Genomic DNA, 20,593 nt, shown 5'->3' with positions numbered 1-20,593 from the left:
AGTACCCTGCTTTTCTTTATGTACCGGGATAATTTGCAAAATTACTAACGAATAAATAATACAAGGTGGACAAAATATGATAGAAACTGTAGTATCAGCTAACATGCTGATCGGGGAAGTCATGAGGGTGAAGAAGAACCATCTGGCTCCGGATTTCCCAACTGGAAATGAAAAGAGGCTGTGTATTGTGTCCGGTATACATGGGGATGAGGTTGCCGGACAGTACATATGTTATGAACTGATCAGAAGGATCAAGAAGGATTTTGACAAGCTTACTGGAATCGTGGATGTATATCCATTTATCAATCCTATGGGACTTGAGGCTCAGTACAGGGATGTGCCTGTATTTGACATAGACATGAACACCCTGTTTCCGGGATCAAAGGACGGAACTGTGGGAGAGTATACAGCGGCAAAGGTCATGAAGGACATAGAGGGGGCGGACATTTGTGTTGATGTCCATTCCAGCAGTGTGTACATCAAGGAGATCCCACAGGTCAGGGTTAATTCTGACGTGGCATCGGATCTTGCTCCGTATGTTGCGTGCATGAATGTGGATGTTGTATGGATACATCCGTCGTCTACGGTCATGGAGGGAAGTCTTGCACATGCCCTCAACGAGATCGGAGTCAAGAGTATGGTAGTGGAGTCCGGAGTTGCCCTCAAGATAGATTACGATTACTCGAACCAGATAGTGGACGGACTGTTCTCTCTTATGAAGAAGATGGGAATATGGCAAGGCGAAGTCGAGACTGCACATAAGCCTAAATTTGCAAAAGACAAGGATGTTGTATTTGTAAATGCTGAGAGCAGCGGAATCTTCCTTCCTGTGGCAAAGCACTCAGAATATATACAGCAGGGAGAGATCATAGGAAGAATTGTAAATGTGCTCACGGGCTCGGTGGAGGAGACCATCAGGTCGCCGAGAAGCGGCATTGTGTTCTCACTGAGAGAATATCCGGTTATAGAAGAGGGGTCACTTGTGGCCAGAATTTTCGGAGGTGGCCATGAATAAAGAGATCATATATTCCATGAATACAGCCTACAGAGGAGAGTACGAGATACAGGGATTTTCCTATGGCAGCGGAGACAAGGCTGCATGCATAGTTGGTGCTATGAGAGGAAATGAATTTCAGCAGCTCTACATAAGCTCACTTCTGGCAAAGAAGCTTGGGGAGCTGGAGGCGAGGGGCGCCATAGTGTCGGGCAAGAAGATACTTCTGATACCATCAATCAATTACAGCTCGTTCAATGTGGGCAAGAAATACTGGATAACAGACAATTCAGATATAAACAGATCATTCCCAGGCAATCCTGAAGGTCAGGCGACAAGCCGTATTGCAGCGGCGGTGATGGAGAAGGTCACCGGCTACGCATACGGAATACAGTTTGCGAGCTTCTATATGGATGGTGAGTTTATCCCGCACGTCAGGATGATAGAGACAGGCAAGCAGAGCAACAGCCTTGCCAGCCAGTTCGGTATGCCGTATGTATTGACAGCGGAGCCTAGATCATATGATAAGGCAACGCTCAACTACAACTGGCAGATGCGCGGCACGGAGGCTTTCTCGGTATATTCGGGAGTTACCGACACCATCAATGGTGAGAGTGCCAATCAGGCGGTGTCCTCAGTGCTCAGATTCCTGACACGTATGGGCGTTATAAGATACAACTGCCATGCGGGATACATTTCCACCATCATGGACGAGGAGGATCTGCTCAGCATAAGGTCCGAGCATGCCGCCGGCTTCTTCAAGAAGCTTGTCCAGCCGGGAGACGAGGTTGTACGAGGCGACATAATTGCAAATATCATCAATCCGATGACGGGCGAGAATACGACGGACATATACGCACCGACGGACGGAATCATATTCTACTGTCAGAATTCACCTATGATATACCAGAATTCGGTGATATTTAAGATGATACGAAGACTGCATAACTAGCATGGAAAGTTATGACATATTTGGTGAAAATGCAGGGTTAAGATACAATTTTATGCTTAAATAAGCTGAAAATCGGCAAAAAGATAAAAACTACTACAAAAAAAACAAGATAAATGCTATTATTAAAGAATTAAAATAACAAAAACGCTTTTACTATGGAGGTATGACATGAGTAAGGTCAAGAGAGTGTATGTTGAGAAAAAGCCTGACTATGCGGTCAAGGCGAAGGAACTTCACGAAGAGATTAAGAACTATCTGGGTATCAAGGCTGAGTATGTGAGAGTGCTTGTCAGATATGATATTGAGAACATATCAGATGAGACATATGCAAAGGCTCTTGAGACAGTATTTGCTGAGCCGCCTGTAGATGTGATCTATGAGGGTGAGCCTGAGCTTGCTGCCACAGATAAGGTGTTCTCAGTAGAGGCACTTCCAGGTCAGTTCGATCAGAGAGCCGATTCAGCAGAGCAGTGTGTAAAGCTTCTTGCAGAGGATGAGGAGCCTGTTATCAAGACTGCCACAACATATGTACTTTCGGGCGATGTGACAGACGAGCAGATGAAGGCTGTCATGGACTACTGTGTAAACCCTGTTGATTCAAGAATATGCGGTATGGAGATTCCTGAGACTCTGGTTACAGAGTTCCCTGAGCCAGCCGATGTTCATATATTTGACGGATTCAAGGACATGGCAGAGGCAGATCTTAAGGAGCTCTATGACTCACTTGGACTTGCCATGACATTCAAGGATTTCCTTCACATCCAGAACTATTTCAAGAGTGAGGAGAAGAGAGATCCATCCATGACCGAGATCAGAGTTCTCGATACATACTGGTCAGACCACTGCCGTCATACAACATTCTCAACAGAGCTCACAGATGTAGAGTTCGACGATGGAGATTACAAGGATCTTCTTGAGAAGACATTTGACGCATACAGAGCAGAGATGAAGGAGATGTACAAGGACAGAGATGACAAGTTTGTATGTCTCATGGATATAGCCCTTATGGGTATGAAACAGCTCAAGGCAGCAGGCAAGCTCGATGATATGGAAGTGTCAGACGAGATCAATGCTTGTTCTATAGTTGTTCCTGTAGTTGTGGACGGAGTAGAGGAAGAGTGGCTCGTATTCTTCAAGAACGAGACACACAACCATCCTACAGAGATCGAGCCATTCGGTGGTGCTGCTACATGTCTTGGCGGTGCTATCAGAGATCCGCTCTCAGGAAGAGGTTACGTATACCAGGCTATGAGAGTTACCGGTGCGGCTGATCCTACAAAGTCTCTCAAGGACACAATGGAGGGCAAGCTTCCACAGCGTAAGATCGTGACAACAGCAGCCCATGGTTACAGCTCATATGGTAACCAGATCGGTCTTGCAACAGGCCTTGTAAATGAGATATATCATCCAGATTATGTTGCAAAGAGAATGGAGATCGGAGCAGTTATGGGTGCAGCTCCAAGACGTGCTGTAAAGCGTCTCACATCTGATCCGGGAGATGTAATCATCCTGCTCGGCGGACGTACAGGCCGTGATGGCTGTGGTGGAGCAACAGGTTCATCCAAGGCTCACACATCACACTCACTCGAGACATGTGGTGCTGAGGTTCAGAAGGGTAACCCACCTACAGAGAGAAAGATCCAGAGACTCTTCAGAAGAGAAGAGGTTTCATCTATTATAAAGAAGTGTAACGATTTTGGTGCCGGCGGTGTGTCAGTTGCCATCGGAGAGCTGGCAGACGGACTTGTGGTAGATCTTGACAAGGTGCCAAAGAAGTACGCAGGTCTTGACGGTACAGAGCTTGCAATATCAGAGTCCCAGGAGCGTATGGCTATAGTTGTCGATCCTAAGGATGTTGACACTATGCTCGGATACGCTGAGGAGGAGAACCTCGAGGCTGTAGTAGTTGCAAAGGTTACAGAGGAGCCTAGACTTATCCTTAAGTGGAGAGGCAAGGACATCGTGAACATCTCACGTGCATTCCTCAACACAAATGGTGCTCATCAGGAGACACAGGTCAAGGTTGAAGTTCCAAGCAAGGCAGACAATTACTTTGATTCAGTTAAGGAGCCTGAGGATGTCAAGAAGGCATGGCTCGATACACTGTCAGATCTGAATGTGTGCTCACAGAAAGGACTTGTGGAGATGTTCGACAGCTCTATCGGAGCAGGAACAGTCACAATGCCTTACGGTGGTAAGTATCAGCTCACACCTACACAGACAATGATCGCAAAGCTGCCTGTACTCAAGGGTAAGACAGACACTATTACCATGATGAGCTACGGATTTGACCCATATCTGTCAAGCTGGAGCCCATATCATGGTTCAGTATATGCGGTTGTTACATCAGCAGCCAAGATAGCTGCAGCAGGTGGAGATGTAAGCAAGATCAGACTTACATTCCAGGAATATTTCAAGAGACTTGGAACAGACCCATACAGATGGGGACAGCCACTGGCAGCGCTCCTCGGAGCATATGATGTTCAGATAGGACTTGGACTTCCGTCTATCGGTGGAAAGGACAGTATGTCAGGTACATTCAATGATATAGATGTACCTCCAACACTTGTATCATTTGCAGTTGACGTGGCAAGCTACATGGACGTTGTGACACCTGAGCTCAAGAAGGCAGGCAATGTTCTTGTGGAGATGGATATAGAGAAGGACGAGAACGACATACCTGTATATGAGAATGTTCTGTACATGTATGACCTCCTGAACAAGAAGATCAAGGAGGGCAAGATCCAGTCTGCATATGCAGTTGGATTTGGCGGTATAATAGAGGCTGTCAGCAAGATGGCATTTGGAAATAAGCTCGGTGTTGAGCTTGAGGATACAGTGAGCAAGAAGGATCTTGTTGCCAAGAACTATGGCGCTATCATTCTTGAGGTTAAGGCAGCAGATCTTGATCAGCTCGGAATTCCTGTCAAGAAGATAGGTAAGGTTACAAAGGAGCCTGTATTTACATACAAGGATGTCACAATCACTATGGACGAGGCTCTTGCAGCATGGACAAAGACTCTTGAGAAGGTATTCCCAACAGAGTCAAATGTTCCACAGACAGAGATCAAGACTGGACTCTTTGATGCCAAGACAGTTTACACATCAAGGAACAAGGTTGCAAAGCCAAAGGTATTCATACCTGTATTCCCTGGTACAAACTGTGAGTACGACTCAGCAAAGGCATTTGAGAGAGCTGGTGCAGACGTACAGACGATAGTATTCAGAAATATGACAGCACAGGGAATCAGAGATTCTGTTGACGCATTTGCAAAGGCAATCAGTGATTCACAGATCATCATGTTCCCAGGCGGATTCTCAGCCGGTGATGAGCCAGACGGATCAGGTAAGTTCATCGCAACTGCATTCCGTAATGCGAAGATCTCCGAGGAAGTTATGAAGCTCCTGAACGAGAGGGACGGGCTTGCACTTGGTATCTGTAATGGATTCCAGGCACTCATCAAGCTCGGTCTTGTGCCTTACGGCGAGATCAGACCACAGACAGATGATTCACCTACACTGACAATGAACAGCATCGGACGTCATCAGTCCAAGATGGTATACACCAAGGTTGTAACAAACAAGAGCCCATGGCTGAAGAAGGCAGAGCTCGGCGGAGTATACACAATTCCTATCTCACACGGTGAGGGACGTTTCGTTGCAAGCAAGGAATGGTGCGAGAAGCTCTTTGCAAATGGACAGGTTGCAACACAGTATGTCGACATGAACGGCAACCCAACCATGGACGAGTATTACAATGTCAACGGTTCATACTACGCAATTGAGGGTATTACAAGTCCTGACGGACGTGTACTCGGTAAGATGGGACACTCAGAGCGTATCGGACAGGCTGTAGCTGTGAATGTATATGGCGACCAGAACCAGAAGATATTTGAGAGTGGTGTGGAGTATTTTAAGTAAGATGAAATCATGTCACACGGATTATATCCGGTGATATACCAATAAAAATAGCACAGATGTGCAGGAGTCATAAACAGTTTTAGATGACTGAGAATACGGGGACAGGTGAGAGTAGATTCCATACCTGTCCCCGTTTGTCTTTATATTTATGCGTACTGACTGCCGGGGATGATGTGGCAGAGCTTTGACGACCGGGAGGAGATTCTGCGTGAGAGAAAAAAAGAAAAACAGAATAGAGATTCTGGGAATTGCACTGCTGGTGCTTCTGATAAGTGGTGTATGTATGATCCCTTGTTTTAAGACAGGCCTGCCATACGGTGATGACCAGCAGGTTCATATGCTCAGGGTGGAGAGTATCCTCAAAGCGCTAAAGTCAGGGCAGGGATACCCTGTATATATATATCAGACTATGTTGGAAGGGTATGGCTACGGTATGGGAATATTTTACCCTGATTTGTTCTTGCTGCCAGCCGTTCTCTTCAGACTTCTGGGGGCATCACCGGAGATTGCAATGAAGATATATATATATGTACTGATGATATGTACGGGACTTACTGCGTATTATACAGGGCGGAGCATTGGCAGAAGCCGTTGCGCGGGTGCTGTCACTATGGTGCTTTACACAATGGGACATTATCATCTTGAGGATGTATATACCAGATTTGCACTTGGCGAAGTTGCGGCCATGGTATTTATTCCACTGGCGTTTCTTGCTCTTTACGACCTGACTGAGATGGGACACAGTAGAAAAGGCCTTTTATGTGTATCATATTCGTGTCTTATGCTTTCACACACGATAAGCTTTGTATTATGTGTAGTCATGGGAATAATATGGATGTGTGCGAGATGGAAAAGAATTGCGGCTTGCAGAAGACTTATTGGGGCTGTGTGTATGGAAGCTCTTGCGTGTGCAGTACTTACATGTTATTACTGGCTTCCTGTGCTTGAACAATTTGCAGATGGAATGTTTTATGTAAGCAATGAACCGGCATTTTACACACATGAGGAGACTCAGACACTGCTCGCGATAGTGAGTGGAAGGTATTCGGTTGCATTCATTGAGATTGGAATACTGGCACTTATGGTATTTGTCAGTATATATAAAAAAGTATATAATAAAAAGGCTTTGATGTGCCTTGTGACAGCGGCGGTGCTTCTTATATGCGAGACAAAGATTTTTCCATGGAAACTTATCGACAGAACTCCATTTGTCAGTATACAGTTTCCGTGGAGGCTGAATATGTTCACAGAATTCTTTGTGGCACTTGGCCTTGCACTTCAGTCAGTGGATATAATAAAGCTGTTGCCATCATACAGAAGAAATGCATGTTTATGTGCGGCTGGAAGCATACTTATCGGTATTTTTAGCCTGAATATGGTATGGAATATAGAACTTGGTGGCTATGTGAACTATCCGGAAGGTTATGCGGATAATGCAGGGAGTACAGACAGCATAGGGTTCTGGGAGTGGCTTCCAGAAGAAGGGGATCTTGCAACATCTGTCGGAGCAGAAAGCAGCGGGATGGTAAAGTGCGAAGATACTTACATACGGGGGCGCTATGGATCAGACGGAAGCTATGAGTTTGATGCGGGTAAAACTGCGGGGGAGTGCATAGTTCCAAAGTATTATTATAAGGGATATGAAGCAATAATGGCTGATGGACGGAAACTGACGGTAAGCAAATGTCTAAATGATGGATTGGTAGAAATATCAGTTTCGCCAGAGGCAGGTAAAGTTGTTGTAAAATATAAGGGGACAAAGATTCAGCATTGGTCATGGAGAATAAGTATATCAGCGGTCTTGCTTATGTTATTGATACTTATAATGCAACATGCTGTCGAAAAAGGAAAAATACAAAGTTATATGGAGTGATGGAGTAATTATGGAAAAAAAGAAAATCAGGTCAAGAAAAATTGTTAAGTATGGAATGGCATTTCTGATTCCTATCATATGTATAGTGATACATATGATGATGACGGACTGTTATCCATTTGGAAAGAATACTATACTGCTTGGAGATTCTAATACCCAGTATTATGCGTTTTTTGTGGAATTATCAGGCAGGATAAGACAGGGAAAATCAATTTTTTTCAGTTGGGACATGGGACTAGGATATGATTTCTATACTAATTTCTTTTATTATCTGGCAAGTCCTGTCAATCTAATAGCAGTTTTGTTCGGCGGTTCACATATGGAGCTGGGAATGATCGTCAGTATGTGTATTCAGGTTGGACTTTGCGGAGTTACTATGACCTATTTCTTATCGCATACCAGCAGAAATAAAATGCAGCACGGATGGCTGAATGACATACTCTGTGTTGTGATGGGAATGGCTTATTCCATGTGCGATTATATGCTTGCATATCAGTATAATCTCATTTGGCTTATATGCCTTCTTCTCGTGCCTGTTATGATGCTTGGCGTTGAGAGACTTATTGAGGGCGGTGATGTGAGACTTTATTTTGTGATGCTTTTCATGTCATTTGTATTCAACTTCTATTTTTCGTGGTTTGTGGCTATGATAGCTGTGATATGGTTTATCGATGTGAAAAAGGATAGCTGGAAAATGTTTTGGAAGCGTGGAGTGAAGTTTGCACTCACATCTATAACGGCTGCACTCAGTGCATGTGTTGTACTTGTGCCGTGTTTCCTTGCGATAGTTGGAAGAGAAGGTGCAAGTTCACTCACAGAAGATATACCATTTAGCAAGTTTGGTAATTTTGCAAATTTGTTCCAGAGCTTTTTCTGGGGACATGATATAGATATAGCTGGAAGAACTCTGTATGCAAGGAATATGTATATGGGACTGTCTCTGCTTTTCCTTGCGGTTGTATATGTGTTTAACAGGAATATACAGCTTCGGGCAAGAGTTAAGAGACTGGTGGAGATAGCGCTGCTTGTTGCCTGTCTGAATCTGACAGGGGCACTGTATGTTCTTCATGGGTTCACATATCCACATCTATATTCTTACAGATATGCTTTTATTCTTGTCATACTTCTTATTGTTTCAGCTTTTGAGTGTGCTGTGAACTGGACGAAGCCGGGGGTTCGGGAGGTGATACTGACCGCAGTTGTATTTTTGGCTTTCTTTGGGGGCGTTTTTCTGGAAAATAATGAGGTGCAGAATGTAGTCTGCTATATGGTTACGATCCTGCTTATTATATATTTGTTTATGGTATTTGTATTACAGGCCAGAAACAGCATAAAGATAAATTCTCTGATTGTGAATTTTATAGTAATACTTTTTGCGGAGCTGATATCCAATGCCGTATATGTGAATACGGATGCATATACTACGGGCAAGGAGCATCTAGGCGGAACTGACGGATGGAGAGCCATATATAATGAAAAGGACAACAGTGATCTTAATAGAAAGACATCCTGGATTTTGTCACAAAATAATACAGTCTATTCAGACACTAATATATTCTCTTCAATCATAAATACAAAAGTGACATGGCTTTTTGATGCGCTTGGAATGGTATATCAGGATCACGGCGCTACATATGCATACAGAAATACTACACCGGTAACTGCGCTTATGTTCAATGTAAGAAATGTATTATCGGATGCAGATGCATATTATGGTGGGTATACAAAGGAGCAAAGATATAATCTGAAGAACGATGTGTATGATATAGACGATGAGATTGCATGGTATACAACAGACTATGCTGTGGGAGCGGGCTTTTCTACAGATGGCAGCATAAAAGATTGGAATGTGTCAGATGTAGTTCCGTTTGAGGTGCAGAATGAATTCGTGAAAGATGTGTCGGGAGTTGAAGGAGTGTTCACCCGTGTTTCACCGGATGAACTGACTAATTTTGATGTGAAATACAGAGGAAGCGCTCCGGATAGACAGATCTTGCCGGATGGAGTAACTTTGGAGAGAAAGACTGATAAAAATGCTTATACATACATGAATGTGTCACTTGATGAAGATTACCATGCCTCACAGATTTATACGTTTACAGCTCCGAGGGATATGCATCTGTATGTGAGCCTTGAGGATGCAAATAAGCTGTGTAATATTGTAACTGTAGATGGAAACGTGATAGCAGATATAAACGAGTATGACGCTTATCCTTCGCCAAAAGATGTACTTGATCTCGGTGAGCTGAAGAGTGGGCAGAAGGTCGAGATACAGGCAGTCAATCTGTCCACAGTCCTAAAAAAGGGAGTAACGTGTATAGATTTCTATGAATATCATGATGACAGGATGCAGGAATGCAAGGAATCAATTAAGGATAGGACGCTTTCACTTGACACAGTGACATCTACATATGTAAAGGGTACGGTGACAGCAAATGAGGATGGTATATTGTATACATCAATTCCTTATTACAGAGGCTTTACAGCGTATGTTGATGGAAAGAAGACTGATATAACAACACTGGCAAATGGTGCACTTGTGGGTCTGGAGCTGACTGCTGGAACACATACAATAGAATTCAGGTATGTAACATATGGATTCAAGCTTGGTCTTATATTATCTGCAGCAGGATGGCTCATAGCTGTCTTATACATGGTGAATCTTAGACGCAGCAGGAAAAAGAAGGTACAGGCTGCATAGAACAGATACTGCAATAAATTAAGTGGGGATTGATATGGGTATAAAGCAAGGAGAAGTAAAAAAATATAAAAAGAGTGGGATACTGTATGCTGCTGTATTCTTAGTTACAGTTCTGGTATATACAGTAATTTTGCTCCTGCAGAAAGCATATCCGTTCGGAGATAAAAGTTTTCTGACGTATGATGCATATGTGCAGTATAAGAATATGTTTCATATGTTATTTGAATGGATTTCGGGAGGTAGCAAAGGAAGCTTTATCTGGTCGATGGGAATGGGAATCGATGCTGTACAGGAGTTACTGTATTACTGCCTGAGCCCGTTCAATATCATCGTTCTGATGTTGGGAGAGAGCAGGCTGGAACTTTCCATGGTATTGCTTATCATCATAAAATCCGCCTGCCTGCCGGTCACGGCGCTTTACTTTTTCAGACATACCAATAAGAAAAATACAGAGAATGGGTACAGCCAGACAGTTGCAACGTTCATAGAGCTGGCATGCAGTATGGCATATGGACTGTCCGGGTATGTCCTTGCATATGGACATAATATTATGTGGCTTGATGGGCTTATTCTGCTTCCGATAGTGGCACTTGGCATAGAGCATCTGTCAGATGGAAAAGGATGGATGTTATACACGCTGTCTTTGGCAGCGTCGATCATATGCAATTTCTATTTGTCATTCTATATATGTGTGTTTGCCGTGATATATTTCTTGCTGGAAAAACGGGAAAATGTCAAAGATTTCCTACGCAGAGGACTTTCGTTTGCCGGCTGCTCGGTGCTGTCTGCTCTGCTCGCAGGAGTGGTTCTGGTTCCTGCCGGACTGGTGGTCATGAGAGCGGCGTCTTCGGTGACTGATATGGGGCTTGAAGGAACACAGATGTGGGGACAGTTTGGAGCGTATATATCTTCATTCTATCCGCTGAAGGATCTGGAATGTGTATCTATGTTCAGCAATAACAGTTATTGTGGAAGTATTGTTATATTTGCTGCCTGCATTTTTATTCTGTCTGATGTGTGCGACTGGAAGACGAGGGTGAAATACTGTATAGCCATGACCCTGTTAGTGCTTGCCCTGAACTATCTTCCGCTCAATTACGTGTTCCATGGCATGACGATCACACATGGACTTGGAAACAGGTTTGCATTTATATTAACGTTTATATTAATTGCTGCAGCATATCGAATTCTCATGAATCTTGGTAAGCTGAGACTGAGGTATATTGCTGTAAGTACTGTGGTGGCAGGCGTAATATTTGTGGCAAGTCTTATTGACAGCAGAGAGATGAGTACCCCGCTTGGCTATGTTATATTTATGCTTATGCTGGCATTTGCAGCCATTCTGTGCGTGCTTTGCAGAAGAGGAAGCATAAAGCCGGGAGTGGCTGTGTGCATTATCTGTGGCTGCTGGATAGCTGAGATTATGGGAAATGCATTATATGTAATGCCGGGCAAGACGGAGGACTGTCTTCTGACAGATGCTGTAAGACTAGATCAGTGGGAATCAGTATACAATTCCCTGGATACAGAAAATGGCACCAGAAAGAGCGCTATGGTTTATGAGAATTATGCGCCATATTCTCAGACAAACTGGTATTCATCCATGGCAAATGGAAATACGATCAGAGCGTTTTCCAGTATGGGACTTGCCCACTTTGACAATGTTGAATATATATATTCGGGAACTACACCGCTTACAGCGCTCATGTACAATGTCAGATATGTGCTGAGTCCGGAGAATGGTACTTACGCAGGATATAACCTTGTTGCTGAGAATGACGTATACAATCTGTATGAAGCAGAAACTCCTGAGATGATGGGATTTATGTTGGATGATGGTATCGTAGACTGGAAAGCAGACAGGACACCTCTTGAAAATCAGAATGATTTTATGAAGAGTGGCTGTGGTCTGTCGTCAGATGTATTTACAGAGATTGATATATCGGATTGGAGTACTTCTTATCTCAATCAGGACACACTTAAGGAATCAGTGGGTTATTGCATATACAGAACGTCAAATGCATTTGTGCCGATGACCCGGTATGAGTTTGATGCTGAATCTGATATGGATATGTATGTCTACAGTAAGGATAGCCGCGATCACTATGTGGAGATGATCGTGGACGGAGATCTCAGGGTATCGAATGGGTCATATGTTACAGAACAGCTGTCACATGTCGGCCTCGTAAAGAAAGGACAACATGTCAGGATAACTATAGGAGGTGCGACCAGCTCTAAAACAGGAAGTGTCGGAGAGCGATTTGTAAAGGTATACAATTACAATGCAGATGAATTTGAGAAAGCAGAAGAGAAGATACTTGATAGTCCGCTTGAGTGTACAGGATTTGTAAAAAATACTTTCTATGGAAGTGTGGATGTGAAAAATCCAGGTATCCTGTATATCGCATATCCATATAATGATGGGTTTAAGATATATGTGGATGGAGAGCCGGCAGAAAAAATTCGCCTTGGTAGAGGCAATATGGGGGTCCGGATATATGCGGGCAGTCACGATATAGAAATTGCATACAGAACACCTGGGCTTATGGCTGGCGCACTGGTTTCGCTGTTTGGAATATGCATCATGCTATTTATGCTGAGGTGGGACAGTAAACAGAAGCATGTAATCACACCCCTACCCACTCCATAAATTTCTTCATAGCCGTGCTCTGATTCTTCATTCCTGAGTAAGCGAAGCCGACACTCCTGCTCGGAATAGGAGTGTCAAGCGGAAGTTCGGTTATAACACCGGATGAGAGCTGTTCATGTGCGAATTCACGTACCACGCTGGCAACGCCCATGCCGATGGCGGCGAAGTCGATGAGGAGATCCATGTTGTTGATCTCAAGTACCTGGCTGCAGCTTATGCCCTGTGAGCGGAGATACTCGTCCACGTGGGTACGGGTTACATTTGCCTCCTCCAGAACCATGAGGTTGGAGCCTTCAAGGATGTTGACTGTTGATATATTGGACATACCTGAGTTGCTTGAGTTATGAATAGTGGTAGAAGCAGAGACGCCGGATGAATGTCCGTTATCTCTGCTTTTTTTATCCGCACCTTGATCTGTTGCATCGCCGTGTGTGGCAGAGGCTAAGCCTGAGTTTAGCAGCGGTATAATGTTACCCTTGATATTGCCTGAAAGCTCATCGGCAAAGCTGTATTGATCTCTGCCATTTGCGCGCTCGTAGAAATTATCCAGATATTCAGGGCTTGCCACAAATACGTCATGTATCTCCTTGACAGGAGAGTAGACTATCCCCTTTGGAAGCTCTGTGTTGCAAATCAGACCTATGTCTATGTCGTCATTCTTAAGAAGCTTGATGGTATTCAATGTTGAGTGGCAGTCGATGCTGAACTTGATGTTCGGATTCTCCTTTATAAAGTCCTTCAGGTAATCCAGAAGGATGTGCTTGCACAGCGATGTGCTGACTCCGATTCTTATGTGACCGATTCCAAGCTCCTTGTAATTCTTCAGATTTTCCTCACCCATATTCAGAGAGTCAAATGCCCTCTCAACATATTCATAGAGAACCTGTCCCTCTTCAGTCAGAGTTACCCCTCTGGAACTTCTGTTAAAAAGCGCAGTGACGAGTTCTTCTTCAAGTTTGGAAATAGCCTTGCTTATCGCGGGCTGACTGATGTAGAGCTGATTTGCGGCCTTGCTGATGTTGCCGGCTTTGGCAACTGTATGAAAAATAACGTAATTGTTCAGATTACTTATCATGATATTCCTCCAGGTTATAATAACTATTCTTTTTATATATTGTAATTATACCTAGATGAGTGATATTATCAAGAGTAAGAATTTGTATTTAGAAACAAATGATAGGAGGACTATAAATATGGGTATGACCATGACTCAGAAGATTTTAGCTGCTCATGCAGGACTGCCATCAGTTGAAGCAGGACAGCTTATCGAGGCAGATTTGGATTTAGTATTAGGAAATGACGTAACAACTCCGGTCGCAATTCACGAGATGGAGAAGTTCAACAAGAAGGAAGTATTTGACAAGAAGAAGATAGCACTTGTCATGGATCACTTCACACCTAACAAGGATATCAAGAGTGCAGAGCACTGTAAGTGTGTAAGACAGTTCTCAGCGGCAAATGAGATCGAGAACTATTTCGATGTCGGAGCAATGGGTATCGAGCATGCGCTCCTTCCGGAGAAAGGACTTATCGTGGCTGGTGAGACATGTATCGGAGCAGACTCACATACATGTACATACGGAGCACTCGGTGCATTCTCAACAGGTGTCGGAAGTACAGATATGGCAGCAGGAATGGTGACAGGCAAGGCCTGGTTCAAGGTTCCATCAGCCATCAAGTTCAACATCGTTGGAGAGAAGACAAAGTGGATCAGTGGTAAGGACGTCATCCTTCACATCATCGGTATGATCGGTGTTGACGGTGCGCTTTATAAGTCTATGGAGTTTGTTGGAGAGGGAATCAAGAACCTCACAATGGACGATAGATTTACAATTGCGAACATGGCCATCGAGGCAGGTGCCAAGAATGGTATCTTCCCTGTCGATGAGCTTACAGAGGAGTACATGAAGGAGCACAGCACAAAGTCATATACAAAGTATGAGGCAGACGAGGATGCTGTATACGATGCAGAGTACACCATCGACCTGTCACAGCTTAAGCCAACAGTTGCTTTCCCTCATCTCCCAGAGAATACAAAGACTATCGATGAGGTCGGTGACATCAAGATCGATCAGGTAGTCATCGGTTCATGTACAAATGGACGTATCTCAGATATGAGAATTGCAGCAGATATCATCAAGGGAAGAAAGGTTGCTGACGGTGTCAGAGTTATCGTCATCCCTGGAACACAGGATATCTACCTTCAGTGTATTGAGGAAGGTCTTATGACTATATTTGTCAAGGCCGGAGCAGTGGTTTCAACTCCTACATGCGGACCATGTCTTGGAGGACATATGGGCGTTATGGCAGCAGGAGAGAGAGCTGTATCAACAACCAATCGTAACTTCGTAGGACGTATGGGTCATGTAGACTCAGAGGTATATCTTGCCAGCCCTGCTGTAGCAGCAGCTTCAGCCATCACAGGTAAGATCAGCAGCCCTGACGAACTCGGTTTATAGGATTCAGTTTATTACAGAATATTTTATAAGGAGATATAGAGTATGAAAGCACATGGAACAGTACACAAATATGGTGACAACGTAGATACAGATGTAATCATCCCTGCAAGATACCTGAATTCATCAGACCCTGCAGAGCTCGCAAAGAGCTGTATGGAAGATATAGATAAGGATTTCGTAAAGCGCGTAAAGCCGGGCGATATCATGGTGGCAAGAAAGAACTTCGGCTGTGGATCTTCAAGAGAGCATGCACCTATAGCTATCAAGGCTTCAGGAATAAGCTGCGTAATCGCAGAGACATTTGCCAGAATCTTCTATAGGAATGCCATCAATATCGGACTTCCGATCATCGAGTGCCCTGAGGCAGCAGAGGCTATCCAGGCAGGCGATGACGTGGAGATCGATTTCGACAGCGGTATGATCTATGACAGAACCCAGGGAACAGAATTTAAGGGACAGGCATTCCCTCCATTCATGCAGGAGATCATCAAGAGTGAGGGACTCATCAACTATATAAATAGCAAGAATTAATAATCGAAAGAAGGAATAAGAAAATGCAGTGTAATTTAGCCGTAATAAAAGGCGACGGTATCGGCCCTGAGGTAGTCACAGAGGCTATGAAGGTTCTCGATACAGTAGGTAAAAAGTTTGGACATACATTTGACTATGAGCAGATACTCATGGGTGGATGTTCAATAGATGCAACAGGCGTACCGCTCACAGACGAGGCTGTGGCAGTTGCAAAGTCAAAGGATGCAGTTCTCCTCGGTTCTATCGGAGGAAATACATCCACATCACCATGGTATAAGCTCCCTCCAAATCTCCGCCCGGAGGCAGGACTTCTGAAGATCAGAAAAGAGCTTGGCCTCTTCGCCAATCTTCGTCCTGCAAATCTCTACGATGAACTGAAGGAGGCATGTCCACTTAAGGCTGAGATCGCAGAGCGCGGATTTGATATGATGATGATGAGAGAGCTCACCGGTGGTCTCTACTTCGGCGAGAGACACACAGAGGAGGTTGACGGAGTTATGACAGCCGTTGATACCCTCACATACAATGAGAACGAGATCAGAAGAATAGCCATCAAGGCATTTGACATAGCTATGAAGAGAAGAAAGAAAGTCACATCCGTTGACAAGGCCAATGTCCTTGACTCATCAAGACTCTGGAGAAAGGTCGTTGAGGAAGTGGCAAAGGATTACCCTGAGGTTGAGCTTGAACACATGCTCGTAGACAACTGCGCGATGCAGCTTGTGAAGGATCCTGCACAGTTCGATGTGGTTCTCACAGAGAACATGTTCGGAGACATCCTCTCAGACGAGGCGTCCATGATCTCAGGTTCTATAGGAATGCTTTCATCTGCATCACTTAACGAGACAAAGTTCGGTATGTATGAGCCATCAGGCGGATCGGCACCTGACATAGCAGGCCAGAACAAGGCGAATCCGATAGCAACCATCCTGTCTGCGGCAATGATGCTCAGATACACATTTGACCTTGACAAAGAGGCAGATGCAGTTGAGAACGCTGTAAAGACGGTTCTCAAGGACGGATACAGAACAATAGATATCCACTCAGAGGGAACACAGCTCGTAAGCTGTTCCGAGATGGGTGATCTTATCTGCGAGAGAATATAGAAAGGACCATTATTGGAGGAGAATAAGATGAAGAGTGATAATGTTAGGGTTGGAATGCAGCAGGCACCACACAGATCTCTGTTCAACGCACTGGGCATGACAAAGGAAGAGATGGAGAGACCTTTAGTAGGTATTGTATGTTCATACAATGAGATAGTTCCAGGTCACATGAACCTGGACAAGATAGCACAGGCAGTAAAGATGGGAGTTGCCATGGCAGGTGGTACACCTGTTATGTTCCCGGCGATCGCTGTGTGTGATGGTATAGCAATGGGACACATCGGAATGAAGTATTCACTGGTTACAAGAGATCTGATCGCAGACTCAACAGAGGCTATGGCTATAGCACATCAGTTTGACGCGCTCGTCATGATCCCTAACTGTGACAAGAACGTTCCAGGACTTCTCATGGCAGCAGCCAGAGTAAATGTTCCAACAGTATTTGTATCTGGCGGCCCTATGCTTGCCGGACACGTAAAGGGAAATAAGACAAGTCTTTCAAGTATGTTCGAGGCTGTAGGTTCATACGCAGCCGGAACCATGACTGAGGAGGATGTATACGAGTATGAGTGCAAGACATGTCCTACATGCGGATCATGTTCAGGTATGTACACAGCAAACTCTATGAACTGTCTGACAGAGGCTCTTGGAATGGGACTTCCTGGAAATGGAACAATCCCTGCAGTATATTCAGAGAGACTTAAGCTTGCAAAGCATGCAGGAATGGCAGTTATGGATATGTACAGAAAGGGCATCAAGCCTAGAGACATCATCACAAAGGAGTCAATCATCAACGCTCTTACAGTTGATATGGCACTTGGATGTTCAACCAACTCTATGCTCCACCTTCCAGCCATCGCACATGAGATCGGTTTCGACTTTGATATCTCATTTGCAAATGAGATCAGCGCAAAGACACCTAACCTGTGTCACCTTGCTCCTGCAGGCCACACATACATGGAGGATCTCAATGAGGCCGGTGGTGTGTATGCGGTTATCAAGCAGCTTGCAGATGCAGGACTCATCAACAAGGACTGCATGACAGTTACAGGCAAGACAATAGGAGAGGCTGTTGCCAATAGTGTAAACAAGAATCCTGAGGTCATCAGACCTATGGACAATCCATATACAGTTACAGGTGGTCTGGCTGTACTCAAGGGTAACCTTGCACCAGACGGCTCTGTAGTAAAGCGTTCAGCAGTTGTGCCTGAGATGCTGGCTCACAAGGGCCCTGCAAGGGTATTTGACTGTGAGGAGGACGCAATCGCAGCTATCAAGGGCGGCAAGATCGTAGAGGGTGACGTGGTAGTCATCAGATACGAGGGACCAAAGGGAGGCCCTGGTATGAGAGAGATGCTCAACCCTACATCAGCCATCGCTGGTATGGGACTTGGCTCATCAGTTGCCCTTATCACAGACGGAAGATTCTCAGGAGCAAGCCGTGGAGCGTCCATCGGACATGTATCACCTGAAGCTGCTGTGGGCGGACCTATCGCTCTTGTTGAGGAAGGCGATATGATCGAGATCGATATCAACAACCTCAGCATCAAGCTCGATGTCTCAGACGAGGAGCTTGCAAAGAGAAAGGCTGCATGGAAGCCAAGACAGCCAAAGGTTACAACAGGCTATCTTGCAAGATACGCAGCTATGGTTACATCAGGCAACAGAGGTGCTGTTCTTGAGGTGCCAAAGAATTAATTGATCACAATTAAGGGAAAAGGAGAAAGTAAGATGTCAAAGATATCAGGTTCTGAAATTGTTATAGAGTGCCTTAAAGAACAGGGCGTTGACACCGTGTTCGGTTATCCGGGAGGAACTATCCTCAACGTATATGATGCCCTCTACAAGCACCAGGATGAGATCAACCATGTGCTCACATCACATGAGCAGGGGGCTGCCCATGCGGCAGATGGATATGCCAGAGCTACAGGCAAGGTCGGAGTATGTATGGCCACATCAGGTCCGGGTGCCACCAACCTTGTAACAGGTATAGCTACAGCATACATGGATTCCATTCCTGTTGTGGCAATAACAGCAAATGTAGGTGTAAATATGCTCGGTAAGGACAGCTTCCAGGAGGTAGACATTGCAGGTGTTGTTATGCCTATCACCAAGCACAGCTTTATCGTGAAGCACATAGATGATCTTGCACCGACCATCAGACGTGCGTTCAAGATCGCAAAGAGCGGCAGACCTGGCCCGGTGCTTGTGGATATAACAAAGGATGTAACCGCAGCGGAGACAGAGTATATACCAGAGACACCGGAGGTCATCGAGAGAAAGACAGACACCATCCGCGAGGAGGATGTGAACAAAGTCCTTGAGATGATCAAGGTTTCAAGAAGACCATTTATCATGGCAGGTGGCGGATGTATCATCTCTGACGCATCAGCAGAGCTTGCAGAATTTGCAGATAAGGTGGATGCACCAGTGTGCGATACACTTATGGGCAAGGGCGCATTTGACGGAAGAAGCGAGAGATATACAGGCATGATCGGTATGCACGGAACAAAGGTGTCCAACCTCGGTGTGTCAAGGGCAGATCTTGTGATCGTTGTTGGTGCCAGATTCTCAGACCGAGTTATCGGAAATGCATCCAAGTTCGCGCCAAATGCAAAGATCATACATATAGATATAGATGCGGCTGAGATAGATAAGAATATCCCAACAAATGCCAGTATAGTCGGCGATGCAAAGGAAGTCCTGAAGATACTCAACAGCAAGCTTGCCGCCCAGTCCAACAAGACATGGATGTCTGAGATCGAAGACCTCAAGAAGCAGAATCCTGACGTGTACAGCTTTGACACACTGAACGGACCTGCAGCTATCAAGAAAATCTACGAGCTTACAGAGGGTGATGCGATCATCACAACAGATGTCGGACAGCATCAGATGTGGGCAGCCCAGAACTATACATTCAAGGAGCCTAGGACATTCCTGTCATCAGGCGGACTTGGAACCATGGGTTACGGTGTTGGCGCAGCTATCGGAGCAAAGTACGGCAGACCTGATAAGACAGTCATCAACATAGCCGGTGACGGATGCTTCAGAATGAATCTGAACGAGATAGCAACAGCTGCGAGATACAACGTGCCTATCATCCAGGTAGTCCTGAACAACCACGTACTTGGAATGGTAAGACAGTGGCAGACACTGTTCTATGACCACAGATATTCCAACACCGTGCTTGACGATTCGGTAGATTTCGTCAAGGTAGCAGAGGGACTTGGTGCCATGGGAATCAGAGCCAACACCCTTGATGAGTTCGAGGCAGCAATGAAGACAGCCCTGACAGCAGGCAGACCTGTGGTAATAGATGTAACAATAGCGGGAGACGACAAGGTATGGCCAATGGTAGCTCCGGGAGCAGCCATCGACACCTGTTTCTCAGAGGACGATATGTAAT

Annotated in this window: 12 protein-coding genes; 11 read left to right on the top strand and 1 reads right to left on the bottom strand. The window is 44.9% G+C overall.

All coding sequences use genetic code 11. The annotated features are described in order from the left end of the window. Positions 1-76 precede the first annotated feature (76 nt). From DXB91_RS01700 to DXB91_RS01675, 6 genes are all read left to right on the top strand, one after another. A complete protein-coding gene (locus DXB91_RS01700) occupies positions 77-1,015 on the top strand; it encodes a M14 family metallopeptidase (protein ID WP_022216686.1) in 939 nt (312 codons plus the stop codon). Beyond that, on the top strand, positions 1,008-1,946 hold the full coding sequence (locus DXB91_RS01695) for a M14 family metallopeptidase (RefSeq protein WP_015533548.1): 939 nt from the start codon (positions 1,008-1,010) through the stop codon (positions 1,944-1,946). The genes DXB91_RS01700 and DXB91_RS01695 overlap by 8 nt, the downstream gene beginning before the upstream one ends. 168 nt (positions 1,947-2,114) lie before the next feature. Then, positions 2,115-5,867, top strand: a complete 3,753-nt coding sequence (locus DXB91_RS01690; protein WP_117548764.1) for a phosphoribosylformylglycinamidine synthase — start codon at positions 2,115-2,117, stop codon at positions 5,865-5,867. Positions 5,868-6,075: 208 nt separating this feature from the next. Next, positions 6,076-7,740, top strand: a complete 1,665-nt coding sequence (locus DXB91_RS01685; protein WP_118016674.1) for a DUF6541 family protein — start codon at positions 6,076-6,078, stop codon at positions 7,738-7,740. Between the two features lie 10 nt (positions 7,741-7,750). Then, on the top strand, positions 7,751-10,441 hold the full coding sequence (locus tag DXB91_RS01680; protein ID WP_158564569.1) for a YfhO family protein: 2,691 nt from the start codon (positions 7,751-7,753) through the stop codon (positions 10,439-10,441). A gap of 34 nt (positions 10,442-10,475) precedes the next feature. Continuing rightward, positions 10,476-13,091: a YfhO family protein gene (locus DXB91_RS01675; RefSeq protein ID WP_118016672.1), complete on the top strand. Its 2,616-nt coding sequence runs from the start codon at positions 10,476-10,478 to the stop codon at positions 13,089-13,091. Here DXB91_RS01675 and DXB91_RS01670 read toward each other — a convergent pair. After that, positions 13,069-14,166 (bottom strand): LysR family transcriptional regulator, encoded by a 1,098-nt coding sequence (locus tag DXB91_RS01670; RefSeq protein WP_118016671.1) that lies wholly within the window; start codon positions 14,164-14,166, stop codon positions 13,069-13,071. The two genes, DXB91_RS01675 and DXB91_RS01670, sit on opposite strands and share 23 nt — an antisense overlap. Before the next feature lie 118 nt (positions 14,167-14,284). Between DXB91_RS01670 and leuC the strand changes: the two genes are divergently transcribed. From leuC to ilvB, 5 genes are read left to right on the top strand one after another with little or no spacing between them, the layout of a single operon-like run. Next, positions 14,285-15,550 (top strand): 3-isopropylmalate dehydratase large subunit, encoded by a 1,266-nt coding sequence (leuC, locus tag DXB91_RS01665; RefSeq protein WP_118016670.1) that lies wholly within the window; start codon positions 14,285-14,287, stop codon positions 15,548-15,550. 42 nt (positions 15,551-15,592) lie between these two features. Beyond that, complete coding sequence (gene leuD, locus DXB91_RS01660; protein WP_117874749.1) at positions 15,593-16,081, top strand: 3-isopropylmalate dehydratase small subunit; 489 nt, start codon at positions 15,593-15,595, stop codon at positions 16,079-16,081. Positions 16,082-16,104: 23 nt separating this feature from the next. Next, positions 16,105-17,187, top strand: a complete 1,083-nt coding sequence (gene leuB, locus DXB91_RS01655; RefSeq protein ID WP_117874751.1) for a 3-isopropylmalate dehydrogenase — start codon at positions 16,105-16,107, stop codon at positions 17,185-17,187. 27 nt (positions 17,188-17,214) lie between these two features. Beyond that, entirely contained in the window at positions 17,215-18,885 is a 1,671-nt protein-coding gene (gene ilvD, locus DXB91_RS01650) for a dihydroxy-acid dehydratase (protein WP_015533540.1), read from the top strand. Between the two features lie 33 nt (positions 18,886-18,918). After that, positions 18,919-20,592 carry a biosynthetic-type acetolactate synthase large subunit gene (gene ilvB, locus DXB91_RS01645; RefSeq protein ID WP_118016669.1) on the top strand — a complete coding sequence of 558 codons (1,674 nt, stop codon included), beginning with the start codon at positions 18,919-18,921 and terminating at the stop codon, positions 20,590-20,592. The last annotated feature ends 1 nt before the right edge of the window (position 20,593 follow it).

This window comes from Coprococcus sp. OM06-34AC, assembly GCF_003462545.1.
GTDB lineage: Bacteria > Bacillota > Clostridia > Lachnospirales > Lachnospiraceae > Coprococcus > Coprococcus aceti.
This window is presented reverse-complemented; position numbering and strand designations above follow the sequence as displayed.

Bases quoted from the DNA above. Each gene is read 5' to 3' on its own strand.
- DXB91_RS01675 (WP_118016672.1), top strand. From the start codon at position 10,476: ATGGGTATAAAGCAAGGAGAAGTAAAAAAATATAAAAAGAGTGGGATA.
- ilvD (WP_015533540.1), top strand. From the start codon at position 17,215: ATGAAGAGTGATAATGTTAGGGTTGGAATGCAGCAGGCACCACACAGA.
- DXB91_RS01700 (WP_022216686.1), top strand. From the start codon at position 77: ATGATAGAAACTGTAGTATCAGCTAACATGCTGATCGGGGAAGTCATG.
- leuC (WP_118016670.1), top strand. From the start codon at position 14,285: ATGGGTATGACCATGACTCAGAAGATTTTAGCTGCTCATGCAGGACTG.
- DXB91_RS01695 (WP_015533548.1), top strand. From the start codon at position 1,008: ATGAATAAAGAGATCATATATTCCATGAATACAGCCTACAGAGGAGAG.
- DXB91_RS01680 (WP_158564569.1), top strand. From the start codon at position 7,751: ATGGAAAAAAAGAAAATCAGGTCAAGAAAAATTGTTAAGTATGGAATG.
- ilvB (WP_118016669.1), top strand. From the start codon at position 18,919: ATGTCAAAGATATCAGGTTCTGAAATTGTTATAGAGTGCCTTAAAGAA.
- DXB91_RS01670 (WP_118016671.1), bottom strand. From the start codon at position 14,166: ATGATAAGTAATCTGAACAATTACGTTATTTTTCATACAGTTGCCAAA.
- DXB91_RS01690 (WP_117548764.1), top strand. From the start codon at position 2,115: ATGAGTAAGGTCAAGAGAGTGTATGTTGAGAAAAAGCCTGACTATGCG.
- leuB (WP_117874751.1), top strand. From the start codon at position 16,105: ATGCAGTGTAATTTAGCCGTAATAAAAGGCGACGGTATCGGCCCTGAG.
- leuD (WP_117874749.1), top strand. From the start codon at position 15,593: ATGAAAGCACATGGAACAGTACACAAATATGGTGACAACGTAGATACA.